Source organism: Vibrio sp. Vb0667, from assembly GCF_033391095.1.
In genome coordinates this window covers 22,587-40,124 of sequence record NZ_JAWPOL010000024.1, presented here as the reverse complement: position 1 = coordinate 40,124, position 17,538 = coordinate 22,587, and the positions used below count along the sequence as shown (strand labels likewise).

Genomic DNA, 17,538 nt, shown 5'->3' with positions numbered 1-17,538 from the left:
AGCGCAATATGTTAGACGCTGAGTAAACAAGGATTCATAGATGAGCCTAAACTTTCTTGAATTTGAAAAGCCAATTGCAGAACTAGAAGCGAAAATTGAAGCATTACGTGATGTCTCTCGTCACGGTGGTGATTCTGCGATTGACCTGGATAAAGAAATCGAACAGCTTGAGAAGAAAAGCTTAGAGCTGAAGAAAAAAACCTTCAGTGACCTAGGTGCATGGGAAACAGCTCAACTGGCTCGTCACCCACTACGTCCTTACACGCTGGATTACATCCAACACGCTTTTGAGGAGTTTGATGAATTAGCGGGTGACCGCGCGTTTGCAGACGACAAAGCGATTGTGGGTGGCATGGCTCGCCTTGAAGGCCGCCCTGTGATGATCATTGGTCACCAAAAAGGTCGTGAGACCAAAGAAAAGGTGAAACGTAACTTTGGTATGCCGAAACCAGAAGGCTACCGTAAGGCTCTACGCTTGATGGAAATGGCAGAGCGTTTCAACATGCCGATCATCACATTTATTGACACGGCTGGCGCATACCCAGGTGTGGGCGCAGAAGAACGTGGTCAATCTGAAGCTATCGCGAAAAACCTAAAAGTGATGTCTGGTCTTAAAGTACCAGTAATCTGTAACGTTGTCGGTGAAGGCGGTTCTGGTGGTGCATTAGCAATCGGTGTAGGCGACTACGTGAACATGCTTCAGTACTCTACGTACTCAGTAATTTCTCCTGAGGGTTGTGCTTCAATCTTATGGCGTGATTCAGACAAAGCGCCACAAGCGGCAGAGGCAATGGGCCTAACTGCTCCGCGTCTTAAAGAGCTTGAACTGATCGACGAAATCATCGAAGAGCCACTAGGCGGCGCTCATCGCGATCATGTTCAAATGGCAGCGAATATGAAAGCGACACTACTTCGTCAGCTCGAAGATCTAGAACAACTGGATGAAGAGACGCTACGCGAACGTCGTTACCAGCGCCTAATGAGCTACGGTTACTGTTAATTTCGGTGATTGCTGTTAAGCGTTAGCTGATATCTCAATTGATAACAGTTAAAATAGAAAGGGTTGGATGAGAGTCCAGCCCTTTTTTGCACCTATCGGATCGTTTATGGAATCGCTTTACCTGCATTTTGCTCAAGTTCTCGGCCGCTACTATCAATCAGGCACTAAGGTTGTCTTGGCGTTTAGCGGAGGGGTGGATTCACGTCTTTTACTCGAATTACTCAGTCGCTACCAACAAGCGCACTCTGTAGAGTGTCACGCTGTGTATGTGCACCATGGTTTAAGCTCGAATGCCGATAATTGGGCCGATAAATGCTTACTTTGGGCACAACAAGTGGGGATATCGTGCTCGATCGAGCGAGTGAGCTTAGACATCAACAATGGTGAAAGTATTGAACTTCTTGCTCGTGAAGCTCGCTACCAAGCCTTAACTAAGTACATTCAAGAAGGCGATATACTGTTGACTGGTCAACATGCCGACGATCAAATAGAGACTTTTCTCCTTGCTCTTAAGCGCGGTAGCGGGCCAAAAGGGTTATCTTCGATGGCGGAGAGTATGCCGTTTTCTTGCGGATCTCTAGTTCGACCATTGCTTACTATCAAGCGGAAGACCATCGAAGACGCCGCTACTAAATTAGGCTTGGAGTGGGTGGAAGACGAAAGCAATCAAGATACCCGTTATGATCGTAACTTTCTTCGTCATTGTGTTGTTCCTGAATTGTCTGGTCGTTGGCCGAGTATCCATCAAGCGGTTCAGCGCAGTGCAAGCTTATGTGCTCAACAAGAAGCGCTATTGGATGAACTATTGAGCGCGGTGTTTGAACGCGCTTTACAAACGGATCTAAGTTTGAGTATTGAAGAACTGGCTAAGCACAGTGAATTAGCACGTGCGCGCTTGATTCGTATGTGGCTAGCTAAGCTTAATACTAGTATGCCGACTCAGGTACAACTCAATCTTATCTGGAATGAAGTGGCATTAGCTCAGCAAGATGCCAACCCCAAACTACAACTTAAACAAGGTGAAGTGCGCCGTTTTCGAAATCGTCTCTATTGGGTAACGGAAACGGCTGATGTCACTAAGTGGCAAAGTACGATTCAAGTTGATGCGACTTTGTCGCTGCCTGAGGGACTCGGGGAGCTGACCTTAACGACGAGTTCTAGTAACGCAACGATTGCGCTACCGAGTCAGCCAGAATTGCTTCGCGTGACCTTCAATCCGGAAGGTTTATCAGCGCATCCAACCACGCGTAATCACAGTCGAAAACTGAAGAAGTTATTCCAAGAATACAATGTGCCAAGCTGGCTGCGTCGTCAAATTCCGATTTTAATGTACCAAGACCGAGTCGTTGCTGTGGCAGATCTGTTCGTTGATCAGGCGTTTAATGGTCAAGATTGTGAACTTATTTGGCGCAGGTAATGAAAATTCATGCCACAATGTCGATTATAATATATAAAAATCCTTAAATAATAATTGATTAGGTGAAGCAATGAAGAAAACAATCATGGGCGCAATGGTGGCGCTAACCATGTTCAGTGGGCAAGCTCTAGCTGCGGGAGATGCTGCAGCAGGTCAAGCAAAGTCGGGAGTATGCGCGGCGTGTCATGGCGCTGATGGTATTGCTGTCATTCCGGGTTACCCAAATCTGAAAGGGCAAAATGAGCAATATATTATCAGTTCAATTAAAGCTTATAAAAATAAAGAGCGAACAGGTGGGCTTGCTGCTGTGATGCAAGCTCAAGCTTCATTGTTGTCTGATGAAGATATCGCTAACCTAGCGGCTTACTACGCAAGTTTGAAGTAAACGCGAGTCTGAAAAAGCTTGGACGATTGGGCATTGAGCAGTCCTCATTGGGTTTTATCAACTCACGATATTCGCTATGTTAATTTGCTCAGCCTGGATTTTCGCTGGTGGATCAGAGACAAACATTGAATGTTGCGAAACGCTAAACGATAATAAGCGCAATCGATTGAAGCTTAAGGGATGAACATGAAAAAAATTGAAGCGATTATCAAGCCATTTAAACTGGATGATGTTCGAGAAGCGCTAGCTGAAGTTGGCATTACAGGGATGACCGTCTCTGAAGTGAAAGGCTTTGGTCGCCAAAAAGGTCACACCGAGCTTTACCGTGGTGCAGAGTACATGGTGGACTTTCTACCTAAAGTGAAGCTCGAAATCGTTGTAACGGAAGATGTGGCTGATAAATGCGTAGAGACAATCATTGAAACCGCGCAAACTGGTAAGATTGGTGATGGTAAAATATTCGTCACTGATATTGAGCGTGTGGTTCGTATTCGTACTGGTGAAGAAGACGAAGACGCGATCTAAGGTTTCTTGTCACTTGTTTCGTATTTATTATGCTAAAAGGGAGCCAAGTGGCTCCTTTTTTGTTGTTTGCTTATTAGTGAAATCATTTAACCCGAGATTGGTTGTTCTAGATTTCGGGTGCCTACATTCAGGTTTGTCGTATGTTTAAGCGTTTTTTTCTGGCGTTAGCTTTTCTCGTAATGGCGGTATTGGTTGGCTTCCAGGTTATTTTCACCGTACCAGATCAGCCGCAAATTATTACTCAAACAGGTACCGAGCTGACACAAGATATCAGGTGCATCGAATTTAGCGATTCAAAAGCTCTCGATCATGACGGCAAAATCAATGTGCTTGTCTGGAATATCTACAAACAGAACCGGGCTAATTGGCAACGTGCACTCGATGAGTTTTCTGCTGATAAGCAGTTACTGTTATTGCAAGAAGCCAGCATGACACCATCATTTAAACAGTGGTTGGTGGATGGTCGCTGGGTTAGTAATCAAGTGAGTGCTTTTAAGGCGCTGGGTAGCGGTGCCGGTGTAATTAGTATTGCTCAAGGGCAACCAGAAAAAGCCTGCGCTTACACCTCTAAAGAGCCGTGGCTTCGCTTACCTAAGTCTGCATTATATAGCCAGTATCACTTGAGTAATGGCGAGAAACTCGCAGTGGTGAATGTACATGCGATTAACTTCACCGTGGGTACAAAAGAGTATGTATCTCAGTTAACGGCGCTTGAAATGCTTTTAAAGCATCATGTGGGGCCAATTCTATTTGCTGGAGACTTCAATAGCTGGAGTGAATCTCGCGTTAATGCGATGAGGCAGGCCTTAAAGGCTGCGGACTTACAAGAGGTGACGTTCTTGCCGGATCATCGAGTCCAATTTATAACAGGGTTACCACTGGACCATGTGTTTTACCGAGGTCTGACGCTTAAGTACGCAAAAGCGCCGCAGAGCGACGCTTCCGATCATAACCCATTGTTATTGTCATTTACGTTAAATAACTAGCTTAGGTTACCACAATATAAAGTGCCCAAATAACGTAGAAGAATACCCATGGCAGGCTTGCTATCACCAAAGCTTGGCCACGTTCAAACTCCGTCCACGTCAGTACAACGCCGTAGCCGAGCACAATGTACCAAGGCAGAAGCAAAGGTAACGAGCTAGCGAAATGAGACCATTCGTTAGTAAGAGGCAGCTTTAATAGACCATTGAGGCTATTTAAATCGGCAGCGTAAGTCATTACCTGACCATGCTTGAGTAGCAAGCTCGCGTAGCTTGCTACATCGCCCAATACTGCTGGGAATAAGATAGCACACGATGCGGCAAACCATTTCCAGTAACCGTATTGTTGTTTGCTTGCCTTTGTTGCAAGAAAGAACCAAAGCGCGAGCAATAGTAAGGTGGCAAAGCGGTTGAATACATCATTGATGATCGCGCTTGCCATTAGCGTGTTTGGTTCTAATAGCTCAATCTGCTTCGGGTCGATTTGCTGAAATTGCGCAGCAAGTTGGTCACTGAGCCACGTGAAATCGACATTCGAAAAGTAAGCACCCCAGAATAAAAACGGACTAAGCATCAGGAAGATGAACGGTTGCCATCCCCATCCACCGCGTTGATAAAGCGCAAGAAAACAAGATGTTGGAGAACGAAAAATGTCCAACAGCATCACAAGTGGATTGCTTGATGGGTTCATACACTTACCTTCGTTACGTCAACGTACAACTTAAGCTTTTGACCTGGTTGTAAGTATTTTTTCTTGTGTAGCGAGTTCCATTTCACGATGTCGTTCGTTTTTACTTTGAACTTGCTTGCAATGCCGCTAATGGTGTCGCCAGAGCGAACGTTGTAGAAAACGGTACGGATCACAGAACCTTTGTCTGAGTCTTTCCAAATCACTAGCTTTTGACCCACACGCAATGGATCTTTAGGGCCCATACCATTCCATTTAGCTAACGATTTATACGACACTTTATTGTTACGTGCGATTGACCACAAACTTTCTCCAGACTGAACGACATGGGTGAGCTTGAGTTGACCACGAGCACGAGATTGAGTCTTGTTTAATCGGTTTTGTGCCGTTAATGCATATTTTGCATCGTCTTTTGTTGATGTCGGAATCAATAGGTATTGACCAATACGAATGTTGTTATTCGATAGGCCGTTGGCACGTCGAATGACTTTCGTGGTTGTGCCGTATTTATTAGCTAGCACGCTTAAAGAGTCACCAGATTTCACCTTGTAGCGAGCGACCTTCATCCCTTTACCGCGATTTTTCTCCACCTTGGTGAGAAAAGTCTCTTTTTTCTCTACGGGAATCAAAAGTTGGTGCGGCCCCTCAGGCGCTGTCGACCACTGGTTGTATGCTGGGTTGTAACTCTGCAACTCTTTTACGCTAATGCCGGCATAATCTGCGGCAATAGCCAGATCTAACTGCTCTTCTGGATCAACAAGCGTTAGAACAGGCTTGTTTGGAATTGCAGGAATATTAAGTCCGTACTTGTCTTGGTTTGCGATAACGTCAGCCAAGGCCAATAGCTTAGGAACGTAACTGCTGGTCTCTTTTGGTAAGTCTAATGAGAAGAAATCGATAGGTTTACCGAGCTTTTTATTCTTACGAATTGCGCTAGAAACTCGGCCTCCACCGCTGTTATAAGCGGCGATTGCATGTTCCCAGTTACCATCAAAACGCTCGTTTAGTTGTACTAGGTAGTCCAGCGCTGCATCCGTTGCTGCTGCCACATCTCTGCGACCGTCATACCAGTAGTTTTGCTCTAATCCCATCATTTTTCCGGTGCCTGGGACAAATTGCCACAACCCAGCCGCGCTACCATGTGAGTAGGCAAAGGCATCGAATGAACTTTCCACTACAGGAAGTAATGCAAGCTCCATTGGGAGTCCGCGCTCTTCGATACGTTTTGTGATCATGTATAGAAAAGGAGTCGCACGCTTAGATACCGTGTAAAGGTGATTTGGGTGCTTTAAATACCACGTACGGTAGTAGTCCACTTTCTTGTGGTTTGGGATATCCATGTCCAGCTGCATGGCGATACGTTGCCACACATCTTCTTGTTCTTGGGGGGAGAGAACTTTAGGCGCGTCGTTAGCGGATTTTTTTGCTAGTGACGATTTATTGCCCGGTTGAGCTTTTACTGCATTTTGCTTTGCAGTCTGCTCAGATTTATTGGTTTCTGGTGTAGAAGACGTTGAATCTGACTGAGTCAATTGACAGCCAGATAATAACAACGCCAACGCCCAAGTATACTTCAAACGCATGGATTCAGCCTATTTAGGGCCTGTTTATCTTCACCTGCCTGTCGCGCAACGTAATGTGCGTGGCAGTCGCAAGATAATAGACATCTTTTAAACACTAACTAATTTATAGAGGCAAAGAGCTTCTATCTAATTATGCAATGGGGAGAAATTCAAATAGATTTATATCAACCCCAAACGTAAGAGAAGCGCCAGTGGCGCTTCTCGAAAAATCAGTCCCTGATAATACTGGGGTCTTGCAAACTTACAAGCAGAAAATGGTTAAAATTCGTTCTTCCACTCGCGTAAAGCAGTAAAAACCGAGCATGGATCGCTATTTTTAATGCGACTAGCAACAGATTGAACCACGTCAGGGTTAGAGGTTCGCAAGAACGGATTAATCCACTTTTCTTTGCGTATTGTTGTTGGAAGTGTCGGAATGTTGAGTGCTCGCAGTCGGTTTACATCGTCGCGATATTGGCGAAGTTGCTCATTGTCAGGTTCAACCGCTAGAGCAAACGCCACGTTACTCGCGGTGTATTCATGCGCGCAGAAGACTTGAGTTTCTTCTGGTAGAGACGTTAGTTTGCTCAGTGATTCAAACATTTGCTCAGGCGTACCTTCAAAAATACGACCGCAGCCAGCAGAAAAGAGCACATCACCGCAAAACAGTTTTCCGTCCCCAACGTAACCGATATGGCCCAAAGTATGGCCGGGTAACCCAAGTACTAAGAAAATCTCACCAAACAACTCCAGCTTGTCGCCTTCTTCCATTGGTGTCGTTAGGGTTGGAATTGGCTCTGATTTTGGGCCCACAACGGCGACGTCAGGAAATGCACGCACTAAGTCTGGAACGCCACCAATGTGATCGTTGTGGTGGTGCGTAATTAAAATCGCTTCTAAAGTTAATTCGTTAGCCTGCAGAAATTCTAATACTGGCTTCGCATCGCCCGGATCAACGACTGCGCAGCGCTTATCGCTATTTTGTATCAGCCAGATGTAATTATCATTAAATGCGGGTATGCTTTTGATCTCTAACACGATTCGTTCTCCGTCACCCATTTTAGTCAGGTGGTTAATGAAACCAGCACTCAGCAACAAAACTATACCACACCCGTCGACTTGGTCAGCAATGAACAACGGTCCGTGGGTGCTTGAGTCAATCCAGACCCGACTTGATGAATGGTGCCCGAAACTCTTCGGCTACCATATGCTCAAACTGGGCGGGTTGAGCTGTGAGCTAACCAGCTGTAATTGTAACATTCAACACCAAGTCAACGTAGATATCCAGAACCCGTTGCATAATGTGATTGCAGATGGTTACGAATTACCCTTTTTGGAAAAAAGCTTTGATGTTGTGATACTCGCTCATCAGCTCGACTATGCAAGCGATCCACACCGTTTGTTGCGTGAAGTCGATAGAGTGATGATGGATGATGGCTATGTAATTATTACTGGATTCAACCCATTAAGCTTGACTGGATTAGCGAGTTTGCTTCCATGGCGTAAACATAATTTGCCTTGGAGTGGACGAATGTTTACGTCGAACCGCATCAAAGATTGGTTAGGGTTACTTAATTATCAAGTGATTCATTGTGATCGTTATGCGCTGTTTCCGATGAAACGTTACCGTACGATGTGGACATGGTTGGAAAATAGTCTTGGTGATTGGGCATCACCCGCTGGGAGTTTGTATTACATAGTCGCGCGGAAACGGACATACCCTCTCAAGCCTATCAAACCGCATTGGCGCTTGAAGAAAAAGCTCACACCACTTGGGGTGATGAATCGAGAGGGTAACACTATGAGGAAAGAATCTCGCTAAGAGGGTTGGTAACCTGTATCTTCCTCAGTTGGGTTTTCTGCAGCAGTCCGGGCTAGCTCATCACACATTTCGTTCTCACGATGGCCCGCGTGGCCTTTTACCCAATGCCATTCAACTTGATGGCGTGCGGTTTCTTTGTCTAGAGCTTGCCATAAATCGGCATTCTTCACGGGTTTTTTATCCGCTGTTTTCCAACCACGCTTCTTCCAGTTATGGATCCACTGAGTAATACCTTGGCGCACATATTGGCTGTCAGTCGTTAAAGTGACTTTACAAGGTTGTTTTAACGTCTGTAGCGCGACGACAGCCGCCAACATTTCCATGCGGTTGTTGGTAGTTAACGTATAGCCTTTGGAAAGTGTCTTTTCTACGTCTTTGTAACGCAATACTATGCCGTAACCACCTGGTCCTGGGTTACCTAAACAAGAACCGTCAGTGAAAATCTCAACGTGTTTGGTCATATTTTTTGGTACTATTAGCCGAAACATTTAATAAAGCATAGTCTGACATACATAACCTTATGAATACCAGCAGCAATTCTGAATATAACCGCATTGTCGTTCTCGATACCGAAACCACAGGTATGAACCGCGAGGGTGGTCCTCACTACATGGGACACCGCATTATTGAAATCGGTGCCGTGGAGATCATCAACCGTAAGCTGACTGGTCGTCACTTCCACGTTTATTTAAAACCCGATCGTGAAATCCAACCAGAAGCGGTTGAAGTTCACGGTATTACGGATGAATTCTTGGTTGATAAACCGGAATACGCGAGCGTGCACCAAGAGTTTCTTGAGTTTATTAAAGGCGCAGAACTTGTTGCCCACAACGCGCCCTTCGATACCGGCTTTATGGATTACGAGTTTGGCATGCTCGATCCTAACATCGGCAAAACGGACGACTACTGCAAGGTGACCGATACCCTTGCTATGGCGAAGAAAATCTTCCCTGGTAAGCGAAACAACCTTGATATCTTATGTGAACGTTACGGTATTGATAACTCGCACCGTACACTCCACGGAGCTTTGCTCGATGCGGAGATTCTAGCCGACGTTTACCTCTTTATGACGGGTGGTCAAACGAGTCTAGAATTTAACGCGAATAAACAAGAGGGTGGGGTAGAAACCATTCGTCGTATTGAAGGAAGAAAAGCGCTAAAGGTTTTGCGCGCAAGTGCCGATGAACTAGAAGCTCACCAAAAAAGATTAGAGTTGGTGAACAACTGTATTTGGCATCAATAGGAGAAGCTATGTTGAGGGCTTTGTTGGTCGCGTTTTTAGCGATATGGAGTAGTCTCTCGAGTGCTGCGAGTGAATCTACAATGTCTTTGTTAGACAATCGCTTTCGAGTTGATCCAACCATCGAGCAGATCACGTTTTTGGTTTATCGTGAGCAAAGTTCTCAGCCAGTTGTTTTAGTCCGTCCTGACGGTAAAAAATACTATGCTTGGGGCTCTTACGACAATGTACGTTGGTATCAAGAAGCCTCACTCGATATTATTTCCGTTGATAACCCTATGCCAGGTCCATGGCAGGCTGTGGGGAAAGTTACGCCTAAAAATAACATCCGCTTAATTTCTCACCTAAAGCTCAGTACGGATCTGTTCCCAAACCGATTATATAATGGGGAAGCGCTTAAGTTTACAGCTCGCCTGACCTCCGACGGCAAACCTCTTGTACTGCGCGACTTCCTTGATCGCGTGAATCTGCGCGTGACATTTACCAAGTTTGTCGAAAATGAAGATGAGCTGATCAAAGAAGCACGTCCAGTGCCGATGGTTGTGGGTGAGTTTTCTGATGACGGCCGAGGCTTGGATGAAAAAGCAGGGGATGGAGTGTTCACGGTTCAGCTCCCAATAGACGTTGAGCCTGGTAAGTACCGTGCGCGCATCACGTCTGGCAATGGCGTATTCTTACGAGCGCAAGAGCAAGTCATCTTGGTTTATCCGAACCCAATCTCTCGTACTTTTATTCAGGCTCGTAATCCCGATAAGCCACACCAATTAGTGGTGAGTGGCGAGCAAGGTATGATTGCACCAGGCTCTATTGCAGTCACAGTGAAAAAGGACGCTCCCGATGGTTTCATTAGTTACAGCCAAGGACAGGTCTCTAAAGATGGAATGAGAGTTACGTTGAACCTCAATAACGATGCTGAGCTTGGTAAGTACGCATGGCGCGGCGAGATCTTTGCCACTGATTTTGCAACTCAGCGCTCGTTGGTGTTTCCTATCCCAGAGCAAACCTTCAGTGTTGTTGATGAAGTTGATCTAGAAGCTGCTCGAATTGCAAAAGAAGCTGAATTAGCCGAACAGCGCCGTATTGAAATGGAAAAGCAAATTATCGCTGAGCGAGAGGCTGAGCGTAAGCGCAGCATGATTATTATCGCGGTGGGTAATTTGATAATGCTGCTGATTGTGATCATTGCATGGATAGTCTGGCTCAAAATTAAAGCGAAGCGCGATGCCATGCCAGAGATGCAATTAGAAGTACCAAAGAAATAGTAGTAACACATAAAGCGAGAAACGGAGCCAATCGGCTCCGTTTTTTTATCAAGTTACCAAGTTGGAAGAAGAAAAATGGATAAATTATGAATATTTAAGTTTACTGTATTCAAATATATGTTTGGGATTTTATATAAATAATATATCATTTTTACTTTCTAAATTGGTTGCATTTTTAATGTGACTAACTTTCAAAACAATCAATTAAAGATAAAGAAATAATGAATAAAATTTTAGCTTTTTTTGTGCAGTGATAATTGTAGGTTGTTCTTCTATTGATAATGGTGTTAATAATCCAGATTCGGGAAGTAATAATTTAAAATCACTTGATACCTTCACTTTCGATCCCTTAAGTAAAATCCAAAAAGTAGAAATACCAACTTATTATGATGGCTTGTTTGATACAGCAAGACCCTATTTAGATGAAAAGTACCCTTACACCTATGTCAGTAAACCTCAAGCATACATAATTGATGACGAGATTATTTCTTTTGCTCCTTGGTTTCCTGTCGAAGGAAGGTTTACGGTTTTTCCAACCGCTCACTATATAGTTATAACTCAAGAAACCGAGAGTGGCTTAGTCTCCGCACGATTTAATCATGAACAAGTAATTAAGCTGTTAAGTGAAGAGTATAAAATTACTGAGCATACAAGTCCGTTTTTTCATTATGTTCTAGAGGTTTCTCCAAGTGAACAAGTCAATTTTGTAGAAGATATCCATAAAAAATTGAGTAGACTTCCTTCAGAATAAGGATTGTTGGTTGAATTTTGGTCAATAAAGTCAGGGGTTCTGGCTTTATTGATTGCATGGAGTTCTATTTATATTGATTTGGGCTTTGTAATAGGTAGTACGCCATAATAACAAGAGCCGATCTTTTAGGGTTTCTGGATAAATATTCAGCTGTGCGTGATAAATAAGAATAAGTAAACGCGAGGTCTCTGATGAAATACAAAAAGCGTCAGAAGTACAAATACACTCTCCATTCTGAAGAAAAGATTGAGACTCACATTTCAGTGAGTCAGGCGTATGACAGCCCTTTTCTTAGTTTGTCCAAACAAGGCGTGTTAACGATTAAAAAGGGCTATGCATGGGATGGAGCGAGTGGGCCAGCGTTAGACACAAAAAACATTATGAAAGCTTCTTTAGTGCATGATGCTCTTTACCAACTCATGAGGGAAGAGGTGTTGCCTCAAAGTGCTCGAAAGCATGCGGATACGTTGTTGAGAGAAACATGTTTAGAAAAAGGAACGTCTAGCTTCAGAGCAACTTATATCTATTATGGCGTCAGAGTTGTCGGCGGGTTCTTTTCTAGACCCGATACTTTGTGTGCTTAATGGGAACATCTTTCCAACGTATAACTGTTTATTTATACAGTTTAGTTATGTAAGCTCCAAGGTGATACAAAGGAGTAGTACATAATGACAATAAGATATGAAGAGCATGTGCCAAGCCCGAAAGAATACTGTGATATGCGTATAAAAGCCGGGCTATCACCTAAATCGTTGAAAGCTGCTGAAATTGGCCTACCCAATTCGTTATATGGCGTATCTGTTCGGGATGAAGGAAAGCTCATTGCAATGGGTCGGGTTGTTGGTGACGGGGCGTGTAACTTCGAAATTGTCGACGTTGCCGTTGATTCTGATTATCAAGGCAACGGTTTAGGTAGAAAAGTCATGGAATACATCGACGGTTATCTTTCATCTGTTGCACTTGAAGGCTCTTACGTTTCTATGATTGCTGATGAACCGGTCTTTTACGAAAAGCTTGGTTATAGGCTGGTGGCTCCTAAAAGCCAAGGGATGACAAAAAAGTTTAAGCCAAAGGCGTAACACGTATTCAGCTGTGAAGATAAGCACTAGAAAACAGGAGTTTAATTTCCTGTTTTCTATATTAAATTTGTATTTAAGCCACTTCTGGAATTGGTTTGGGTGGCTGCTCTAAATCAGGCTCTTTTTGAACAGTAGGAATTTGTCCCTCACCCACAGCACTGATGTAACAGCCACTAAGTTTAATGGCAAGGTACATATCAGCTCGCAGTAAGATGCCTCCTTCACTGGTGCTGATACCAGTAAGCTCACACCATTGACGAAGACGTCGTTTCCTTCCTGCGAGGATTAAGCGTACGCCTCTCTTTTTCAAAGTATTGTGAATATCTGCCAGTGTTGCCATCACACTAAGATCCAAGTGAGTAAAGCTCGACACGGCGTCGATGACAACGCAACTTGCGTCTTTGTGATGCTCTGCCTGCTCTAACACTCTACGTTTAAAGTAAGGAGCATTGAAGTAAGTTAGCGGTGAGTTAAAGCGGTAAATCACCATTCCAGGAATAGGCGAAGCTTTTCCTGAGTCGTCGATGGTCCGAATGGTGCCTTTTTCATCCAAGCCAAGTAGCTGATCACTCGGCCGCATGACAATACGTAAAAATTGAAACAGCCCTAGCAATACCGCCAAAGTGATCCCCGGTATTACACCCACGATCAACACAGAAATAAAAGTAATGATGGCCAGATAAAATGCATCTTTGTCACGAGATTTTAATTTCCAAATTGCTTTAAGATCGAGCAGCGATAGGGACGCAATGATCAATACAACACCAAGTGAAGCGATAGGGATGAACTGTAAAGGCTCATAAATAAATACCGCAATAATGGCAATGGTGATTGCAGCGACAATCGAAACTAATTGAGATTTACCACCATTTGCATCATTAACGGCTGTGCGTGAGTCAGCGCCGCTTATCGCGAAACCTTGTGAAAACGCTGAGGCAATGTTGGCAAAACCCAACGCCTGAAACTCTTTATTTGCATCAATATCATAACCGTTTTTAGCCGCGAAACTGCGGGCGGTGAGCATCATGCTAACAAAACTGACAATCGCAAGGTTGAGCGCCGGGACTACTAGTTCACGAACTTCACCTAGCTCAAATTCCGGTGTTTGAAACTGAGGGAAGCCACCTTGAGTGAGTCCGACAACCGATACGCCCATCTCTTGTAAATGGAAAAACCAAACTGACGCAGTAGTTACGAGGATCGCCAGCATGGCAGCAGGCCAAGTTGGTCGGTAGCGTTTGGTGAGCAAATAAACGACAACTGTCACGATACTCAGAGTTACAGTAGGCCAATGAAGATCGGTTAATCGTTGTGGAGCTTCCCATAAACGTTCCAGTAAATAACGTTGCTCGTATTTCAAACCGACTACTTTCGCAAACTGACCAACGATAATTGTGAGAGCAACACCGTTGAGTAGACCCAAAAGAATCGGACGAGAAAGGAAATCTGCAAATACCCCTAGCTTGAAACGACTTGCCAGTACACACCAAATCCCCGTCATCGCTGTCATGGTCATAACCAACTGCCAATGTTTTGTGGGGTCACCTGCGGCAAGTGGTGTCACAACAGCAGCAATCACTGCACAGGTTGCTGCATCGGGTCCGACAATGAGTTGTCGAGATGTGCCCATCATGGCGTAAACCAACATTGGCAGTACACACGAATACAGACCGACAATTGCGGATACACCAGTTAATTGTGCGTAAGCTATGGCAACTGGCAGTGCAACCGCGACAACAGAAAAGGCGGCTCTAAAGTCGTTAACAAACCATTCTTTTTGATAATGCTTAAGCTGAACAAGCCCTGGGAACCACTGTGCGAGTAATATTTTAGCCAACGGATTTACCATATATGTGAGTGAGTTACTTAAAGTATACACCGCTTAGTTGGAACGTCTGTGAGTTAGTTATCACTGGAAATCGGGGGAAAGATTGGAGTGCGAGGATTTTATTGCGCAGGGGGGCTTTGTAGTGTGAGGTGTTATGAATCCGATTCTGGAAGCAATAAAAAACGGGAGCTGATACTCCCGTTTGTGGTCTCAGATTCTAGAGTTACGCGACACTATCCATCTGAGGGTATAGCGGCTTTGCGGCAAGCAGTTCCGGCTCGAAGTCGTCAACATTGATTGTATCTAGACGATGCTGTTCCGCTTCTCTGAGTAGATCGGCTTCTTCTTGCGTGATAAAGCCTTGCTCTAGCCCTTCCTGAGCAATCATATCCAAACGTAAGAATGGGCGACGCTTACCTTGCGCTTTACATACTTTGTCAAACACAGGTTCAGCTTGAAGAATGACTGACAGCGCAAGCTCAATCTTACCTGCTGCGTTGTGCTCGGTTGGTTCAAGGTATTGACCGCGACCAATGCGTGAGCGCGTTGCACTTGGCGTTTGTAGAATGCGCGCCACTTTACTGTCTAGTTTATCGCTTGGCGCTTTGCGTACACGACCGAATGGCATGATTAACACGCGCAGTGCACTACCAATCACTTTGTTCGGGAAGTTTGCTAAGAATTCGTCTACCGCCACTTCCGCTTGTTTCAAACTGTCTTGTAAACCCCAGTGTACTAATGGTAAATCTTCGACTGGGCGGCCATCTTGCTCAAAACGTTTCAACGTCGCAGAGCTTAAATATAGCTGGCTTAGAATGTCACCAAGACGCGCTGATAGACGCTCTTTACGCTTCAAAGAGCCACCTAGCACTGCCATTGAGATATCCGATAGCAGAGCAAGGTTTGCACTGTAACGGTTCAATTGTTGGTAGTAACGCTTGGTTGCATCTTTGGTTGGTGATGAAGAGCCCAGACCGTCGCTCAAACCAAACCAGATACTGCGCACTAGGTTACTCATTGTAAAGCTCACGTGACCAGCAAGCGCTTTATCAAACTTCTCGACAGCATTACTTGCTTCAGAATACGCCGCGTTCATTTCTTCAAGAACGTACGGATGGCAACGGATTGCGCCTTGGCCAAAGATGATCATTGAGCGTGTTAGAATGTTAGCACCCTCAACCGTTACTGCGATTGGCGCACCTTGGTAACCACGAGCTAGGAAGTTAGAAGGTCCCATACAGATACCTTTACCGCCTACGATGTCCATTGCATCGATGATGCTTTGCTGGCCGCGGTGCGTACAGTGATACTTCACGATAGCTGAGATTACTGAAGGCTTTTCACCTAAGTCGATACCCGCAACGGTTAAGTTGCTTGCTGCATCCATCACGTAAGCATTACCACCCAAGCGTGCTAATGGTTCTTCAACCCCTTCCATATGGCCGATAGGCTGTTTGAACTGACGACGAATACGTGAGTAAGCACCGGTTGCCATTGCCGCAGTTTTGATGCCACCTGTTGAGTTTGAAGGTAGCGTGATACCACGTCCAACCGACAGACACTCAACCAGCATACGCCAACCTTGGCCCGCCATTTTTTCGCCACCGATAATGAAATCGATAGGAACAAAGATGTCTTTACCGCGCGTTGGGCCATTTTGGAATGGTACATTGAGTGGGAAGTGTCGGTTACCAATCTCAACACCTTTGACATCAGTTGGGATAAGCGCACAAGTGATGCCAAGATCTTCTTTGTCGCCTAGCAAACCTTCAGGATCGCGAAGTTTAAATGCTAAGCCTAGTACCGTTGCGACTGGCGCTAGGGTGATGTAGCGCTTGTTCCAAGTCAGGCGCATACCCAGTACTTCTTTTCCTTCCCATTCGCCTTTACAGACCACACCGTAATCTGGAATAGATCCAGCGTCAGAACCCGCTTCTGGACTTGTTAGGGCGAAACAAGGGATTTCCTTACCTTCAGCTAGACGCGGTAAGTAATGATTTTTTTGATCTTCAGTACCGTAGTGTTGCAGTAGCTCACCTGGGCCCAAAGAGTTAGGAACACCAACGGTAGACGATAGAACGCCAGAAACACCCGTTAATTTTTGTAGCACCAAAGATTGCGCGTATGCTGAGAATTCCAGACCACCGTACTTTTTCTTAATGATCATGGCGAAGAACTTATGATCTTTCAGGTATTGCCAAACTTCTGGCGGTAAGTCCGCGAGTTCATGGGTCACTTGGAAATCACTCACCATGGCGCACACTTCATTCACAGGGCCGTCTAAAAAGGCTTGTTCTTCCGCACTTAACTTAGGTGCTTGAATTGCGTGTAGCTTTTGCCACTCTGGTTTGCCTTTAAATAGTTCGGCTTCCCACCAGACGGTACCTGCGTCTAACGCTTCTTTTTCGGTTTGAGACATAGCTGGCAGCACTTTCTTGAAAAGCACTAACGCTTTGCGGCTAATTAAAGACTGACGTACGCCAGGAACCGCGAGCACAGCTGCGGCGAGAACGTAAATAGCCCAACCAATAACGCCGACAGTACCAGCTACTGTAAGAGCCAGCATGGCTGCGGTGAGTAAGCTAATAGATTTCACGAGAGACATGCGGTGGTAGAGCGTAATGCCTAGCACGATCGCCATCGTGATGATTGAGAGCAAGATGTCCATATGTATTTTCCTTTTCAGACTTTATAAGTTTTGTACGTCTGTATGTTAGGTAAGAGGTCTAACCAGTTGGTTTAAGTGTAATCAAAATATTAAGGAAATGTAAAACATAAGATTGGATAAAAAGTGATCTAAGTAGAGTTAAAATTCTAAAGTTGAGATTTGAGTGATGGTTTCATGAGCAAGTTGACAAGTTTATTACCATCACTAATCTAAATCTGTTGGTTCACTATCGACACTAATTCTCGTTTGTGGGTAAACTCAGAGTAATCAAACCCGAGTTCAGGTTTATGAAATGTCCGATACCAAATTGGTATCAGAACAATTTGCT

The 17,538-nt window shown here is 44.8% G+C and carries 17 protein-coding genes; 11 read left to right on the top strand and 6 right to left on the bottom strand.

The genetic code is table 11. The annotated features are described in order from the left end of the window. The first annotated feature begins 40 nt into the window (after window positions 1-40). The 5 genes from accA (at window position 41) to R8269_RS18055 (ending at window position 4,313) form a co-directional block, all read left to right on the top strand. Window positions 41-1,000: an acetyl-CoA carboxylase carboxyl transferase subunit alpha gene (gene accA / locus R8269_RS18075; RefSeq protein ID WP_005380365.1), complete on the top strand. Its 960-nt coding sequence runs from the start codon at window positions 41-43 to the stop codon at window positions 998-1,000. 106 nt (window positions 1,001-1,106) lie between these two features. Beyond that, a complete protein-coding gene (gene tilS, locus R8269_RS18070; protein ID WP_005380367.1) occupies window positions 1,107-2,417 on the top strand; it encodes a tRNA lysidine(34) synthetase TilS in 1,311 nt (436 codons plus the stop codon). A 70-nt stretch (window positions 2,418-2,487) separates the two neighbouring features. Continuing rightward, window positions 2,488-2,802, top strand: a complete 315-nt coding sequence (locus R8269_RS18065) for a c-type cytochrome (protein WP_017636043.1) — start codon at window positions 2,488-2,490, stop codon at window positions 2,800-2,802. 186 nt (window positions 2,803-2,988) lie between these two features. Next, window positions 2,989-3,327, top strand: coding sequence for a nitrogen regulatory protein P-II (gene glnB / locus R8269_RS18060; RefSeq protein ID WP_005380372.1), 339 nt, complete (start codon window positions 2,989-2,991; stop codon window positions 3,325-3,327). 140 nt (window positions 3,328-3,467) lie between these two features. Continuing rightward, window positions 3,468-4,313: an endonuclease/exonuclease/phosphatase family protein gene (locus tag R8269_RS18055; protein ID WP_025768251.1), complete on the top strand. Its 846-nt coding sequence runs from the start codon at window positions 3,468-3,470 to the stop codon at window positions 4,311-4,313. Window position 4,314: 1 nt separating this feature from the next. On the opposite strand, the gene R8269_RS18050 is transcribed toward R8269_RS18055, so the two are convergent. From R8269_RS18050 to gloB, 3 genes are all read right to left on the bottom strand, one after another. After that, window positions 4,315-5,001 (bottom strand): YIP1 family protein, encoded by a 687-nt coding sequence (locus R8269_RS18050; RefSeq protein ID WP_005380375.1) that lies wholly within the window; start codon window positions 4,999-5,001, stop codon window positions 4,315-4,317. After that, complete coding sequence (locus tag R8269_RS18045; RefSeq protein ID WP_017820746.1) at window positions 4,998-6,581, bottom strand: LysM peptidoglycan-binding domain-containing protein; 1,584 nt, start codon at window positions 6,579-6,581, stop codon at window positions 4,998-5,000. Before R8269_RS18045 ends, R8269_RS18050 begins: the two co-directional genes overlap by 4 nt. Window positions 6,582-6,839: 258 nt before the next feature. Beyond that, complete coding sequence (gloB, locus tag R8269_RS18040) at window positions 6,840-7,598, bottom strand: hydroxyacylglutathione hydrolase (RefSeq protein ID WP_017636045.1); 759 nt, start codon at window positions 7,596-7,598, stop codon at window positions 6,840-6,842. A 37-nt stretch (window positions 7,599-7,635) separates the two neighbouring features. Between gloB and R8269_RS18035 the strand changes: the two genes are divergently transcribed. Further along, the gene (locus tag R8269_RS18035) at window positions 7,636-8,382 is read left to right on the top strand and encodes a class I SAM-dependent methyltransferase (protein WP_017636046.1); all 747 of its coding nucleotides are present in this window, start codon (window positions 7,636-7,638) and stop codon (window positions 8,380-8,382) included. Here the strand turns inward: R8269_RS18035 and rnhA are convergent. Next, window positions 8,379-8,843 carry a ribonuclease HI gene (gene rnhA / locus R8269_RS18030; protein ID WP_005380384.1) on the bottom strand — a complete coding sequence of 155 codons (465 nt, stop codon included), beginning with the start codon at window positions 8,841-8,843 and terminating at the stop codon, window positions 8,379-8,381. The two genes, R8269_RS18035 and rnhA, sit on opposite strands and share 4 nt — an antisense overlap. Before the next feature lie 59 nt (window positions 8,844-8,902). Between rnhA and dnaQ the strand changes: the two genes are divergently transcribed. The 5 genes from dnaQ (at window position 8,903) to R8269_RS18005 (ending at window position 12,714) form a co-directional block, all read left to right on the top strand. Continuing rightward, a complete protein-coding gene (gene dnaQ / locus R8269_RS18025; RefSeq protein ID WP_017636047.1) occupies window positions 8,903-9,625 on the top strand; it encodes a DNA polymerase III subunit epsilon in 723 nt (240 codons plus the stop codon). A gap of 8 nt (window positions 9,626-9,633) precedes the next feature. Beyond that, window positions 9,634-10,884, top strand: a complete 1,251-nt coding sequence (locus R8269_RS18020) for a TIGR03503 family protein (RefSeq protein ID WP_262606232.1) — start codon at window positions 9,634-9,636, stop codon at window positions 10,882-10,884. A gap of 250 nt (window positions 10,885-11,134) precedes the next feature. Then, window positions 11,135-11,635 (top strand): hypothetical protein, encoded by a 501-nt coding sequence (locus R8269_RS18015; RefSeq protein ID WP_318222606.1) that lies wholly within the window; start codon window positions 11,135-11,137, stop codon window positions 11,633-11,635. Window positions 11,636-11,826: 191 nt separating this feature from the next. Next, a complete protein-coding gene (locus R8269_RS18010; protein ID WP_215810019.1) occupies window positions 11,827-12,219 on the top strand; it encodes a DUF1353 domain-containing protein in 393 nt (130 codons plus the stop codon). 84 nt (window positions 12,220-12,303) lie between these two features. Further along, window positions 12,304-12,714 (top strand): GNAT family N-acetyltransferase, encoded by a 411-nt coding sequence (locus R8269_RS18005; RefSeq protein ID WP_005391824.1) that lies wholly within the window; start codon window positions 12,304-12,306, stop codon window positions 12,712-12,714. 73 nt (window positions 12,715-12,787) lie between these two features. Here R8269_RS18005 and R8269_RS18000 read toward each other — a convergent pair whose 3' ends face one another. Together R8269_RS18000 and fadE are read right to left on the bottom strand one after the other, a co-directional pair. Then, window positions 12,788-14,563: a SulP family inorganic anion transporter gene (locus R8269_RS18000; RefSeq protein WP_005380390.1), complete on the bottom strand. Its 1,776-nt coding sequence runs from the start codon at window positions 14,561-14,563 to the stop codon at window positions 12,788-12,790. Between the two features lie 202 nt (window positions 14,564-14,765). Further along, window positions 14,766-17,210: an acyl-CoA dehydrogenase FadE gene (gene fadE / locus R8269_RS17995; RefSeq protein WP_005380391.1), complete on the bottom strand. Its 2,445-nt coding sequence runs from the start codon at window positions 17,208-17,210 to the stop codon at window positions 14,766-14,768. Window positions 17,211-17,538 lie beyond the last annotated feature (328 nt).

Coding starts and splice junctions, on each gene's coding strand:
- R8269_RS18035 (WP_017636046.1), top strand. CDS start 7,636: ATGAAACCAGCACTCAGCAACAAAACTATACCACACCCGTCGACTTGG.
- dnaQ (WP_017636047.1), top strand. CDS start 8,903: ATGAATACCAGCAGCAATTCTGAATATAACCGCATTGTCGTTCTCGAT.
- glnB (WP_005380372.1), top strand. CDS start 2,989: ATGAAAAAAATTGAAGCGATTATCAAGCCATTTAAACTGGATGATGTT.
- R8269_RS18000 (WP_005380390.1), bottom strand. CDS start 14,563: ATGGTAAATCCGTTGGCTAAAATATTACTCGCACAGTGGTTCCCAGGG.
- tilS (WP_005380367.1), top strand. CDS start 1,107: ATGGAATCGCTTTACCTGCATTTTGCTCAAGTTCTCGGCCGCTACTAT.
- rnhA (WP_005380384.1), bottom strand. CDS start 8,843: ATGACCAAACACGTTGAGATTTTCACTGACGGTTCTTGTTTAGGTAAC.
- fadE (WP_005380391.1), bottom strand. CDS start 17,210: ATGGACATCTTGCTCTCAATCATCACGATGGCGATCGTGCTAGGCATT.
- R8269_RS18020 (WP_262606232.1), top strand. CDS start 9,634: ATGTTGAGGGCTTTGTTGGTCGCGTTTTTAGCGATATGGAGTAGTCTC.
- R8269_RS18065 (WP_017636043.1), top strand. CDS start 2,488: ATGAAGAAAACAATCATGGGCGCAATGGTGGCGCTAACCATGTTCAGT.
- R8269_RS18055 (WP_025768251.1), top strand. CDS start 3,468: ATGTTTAAGCGTTTTTTTCTGGCGTTAGCTTTTCTCGTAATGGCGGTA.
- R8269_RS18005 (WP_005391824.1), top strand. CDS start 12,304: ATGACAATAAGATATGAAGAGCATGTGCCAAGCCCGAAAGAATACTGT.
- R8269_RS18050 (WP_005380375.1), bottom strand. CDS start 5,001: ATGAACCCATCAAGCAATCCACTTGTGATGCTGTTGGACATTTTTCGT.
- R8269_RS18045 (WP_017820746.1), bottom strand. CDS start 6,581: ATGCGTTTGAAGTATACTTGGGCGTTGGCGTTGTTATTATCTGGCTGT.
- R8269_RS18010 (WP_215810019.1), top strand. CDS start 11,827: ATGAAATACAAAAAGCGTCAGAAGTACAAATACACTCTCCATTCTGAA.
- accA (WP_005380365.1), top strand. CDS start 41: ATGAGCCTAAACTTTCTTGAATTTGAAAAGCCAATTGCAGAACTAGAA.